This is a genomic window from Pseudomonas sp. 21615526 (assembly GCF_013386245.1).
GTDB lineage: Bacteria > Pseudomonadota > Gammaproteobacteria > Pseudomonadales > Pseudomonadaceae > Aquipseudomonas.
On sequence record NZ_JACAOM010000080.1, the window covers coordinates 1 to 1,634 of the forward strand.

General features: G+C 60.7%; 3 protein-coding genes. All 3 read left to right on the forward strand.

What is annotated here, in order from left to right; all coding sequences use genetic code 11:
* A partial coding sequence (locus tag HX786_RS31745; RefSeq protein WP_218647765.1) for a hypothetical protein occupies positions 1 to 204 on the forward strand: 204 nt, incomplete at its 5' end.
* Between the two features lie 115 nt (positions 205 to 319).
* Positions 320 to 868: a PadR family transcriptional regulator gene (locus HX786_RS22460; protein WP_003216412.1), complete on the forward strand. Its 549-nt coding sequence runs from the start codon at positions 320 to 322 to the stop codon at positions 866 to 868.
* Positions 865 to 1,614, forward strand: coding sequence for a siderophore-interacting protein (locus HX786_RS22465; protein WP_008435572.1), 750 nt, complete (start codon positions 865 to 867; stop codon positions 1,612 to 1,614). Before HX786_RS22460 ends, HX786_RS22465 begins: the two co-directional genes overlap by 4 nt.
* The last annotated feature ends 20 nt before the right edge of the window (positions 1,615 to 1,634 follow it).

Here is a 1,634-nt window from a genome sequence, read left to right on the forward strand (position 1 = left end):
ACACCACGACACATAGGAAAATTATGGCACTTTGCCAAAACTTTTGAAGCAACCGTAAGAAACGGACTACATCAACTTAACGAGAATGATTTATTGCAGAACAAATCCGTAAGAAGAGGATTACATATTATAAAAAACAACAGTAATTACTGGGGCACGCCAACTAACAAGTTGGCGAATATGTCGAAAGGGTCAGTGCGCTGATCGGCCCGTTTCGAGTCCCGTCTCACAAGACGCGAGATGACCGTTCGTCTGCCGGGGTTGCGGCGGCAATAAGATATATCTTACGTTGTATCTAAACCAAGCGAGAGCACCCGAAATGAGAGACCATCATTCACACCGCGACCCCGGTGACAGCCGCGACGGCTTCGACAAACGTCCAGGCCGCGAGCGCGGCGGCCGTGGCCCGCGGGTCTTCGCCCCCGGCGACCTGAAACTGCTGCTGCCGGCGCTGATCGCCGAACAGCCGTGCCATGGCTACGACCTGATTCGCCGGATCGAGACCCTGTTCGACGGCGCCTACAGCCCCAGCCCCGGCGTGATCTACCCCACGCTGACCTTTCTCGAAGAAAGCGAATTGATTACCGGCGACGCCGAAGACGGAAAAAAACGCTACACAATCACCGACGCCGGTCGTCTCTTCTTAAGCGAACAGGCGGTTGCCCTCGAAGGCATTCGCATGCGCATGGATGTGAGCAAACGTTCGCTGCGGGGCCAGGACCGTCCGCCGGAAATCCACGAGGCGGTGCATAACCTGCGCCACGCCTTGCATTCGCACCACGGGCGCTGGAGCCCGGAAGAAATCGTTCGTGTCGCGGCGCTGCTCAACAGCACCGCCCAAGCCATTGCCGACGGGAAAGCTCAATGAATACCCAAGCCATCCACCGCGTGACCCACGAAATCAAACGCCGCCGCCTCGAAGTCCTGCGGGTGGTCGACATCACCCCGCGCATGCGCCGCATCACCCTGGGCGGGCCGGAACTGGCGGGCTTTATCAGCCTGGGCAGTGACGATCACATCAAGCTGCTGTTCCCACAGAACGCCGCCGAACAAGCGGCGCTGGACAGCCCCGACTTCAACCTGCGCGGCGACGGCCCGCAACCCGCCATGCGCGACTACACCCCACGCCGGTACGACCTGGACATCGGCGAGCTGGACATCGACTTCGTGCTGCATGGCGATGGCCCTGCCTCCACCTGGGCCGAGCAGGCCAAGGTCGGTCAGCACCTGCACATCGGCGGGCCGCGTGGCTCGATGATCGTGCCGGATATCTTCGACAGCTACCTGTTGATCGGCGATGAAACCGCGATTCCGGCGATTGCCCGGCGCCTGGACGAATTGCCGGCGGGGCGCAAGGTATTGGCGGTGATCGAGATCGCCAATGCGGCGGAACAGCAGCCGCTGGCCAGCGCTGCCGAAGTGGAAGTGATCTGGGTGGTGCGCGGCCAGGATGACCTGCTCGAGACGGTGCAGAACCTGACGCTGCCGGGCGGTTCGCTGTACAGCTTTGTCGCCACCGAGAGCAAGCTCTCGCGCCAGGTACGGCGGGTGCTGCTGGACACGCACAACGTCAATGAGGCATTCCTCAAGGCCGTGGGTTACTGGCAACAGTGATCCCTGTAGGAGCGAGCTTG

What these genes read in the sequence shown, in the direction of transcription:
- HX786_RS22460 (WP_003216412.1), top strand. Translation starts at nt 320, where the DNA reads ATGAGAGACCATCATTCACACCGCGACCCCGGTGACAGCCGCGACGGC.
- HX786_RS22465 (WP_008435572.1), top strand. Translation starts at nt 865, where the DNA reads ATGAATACCCAAGCCATCCACCGCGTGACCCACGAAATCAAACGCCGC.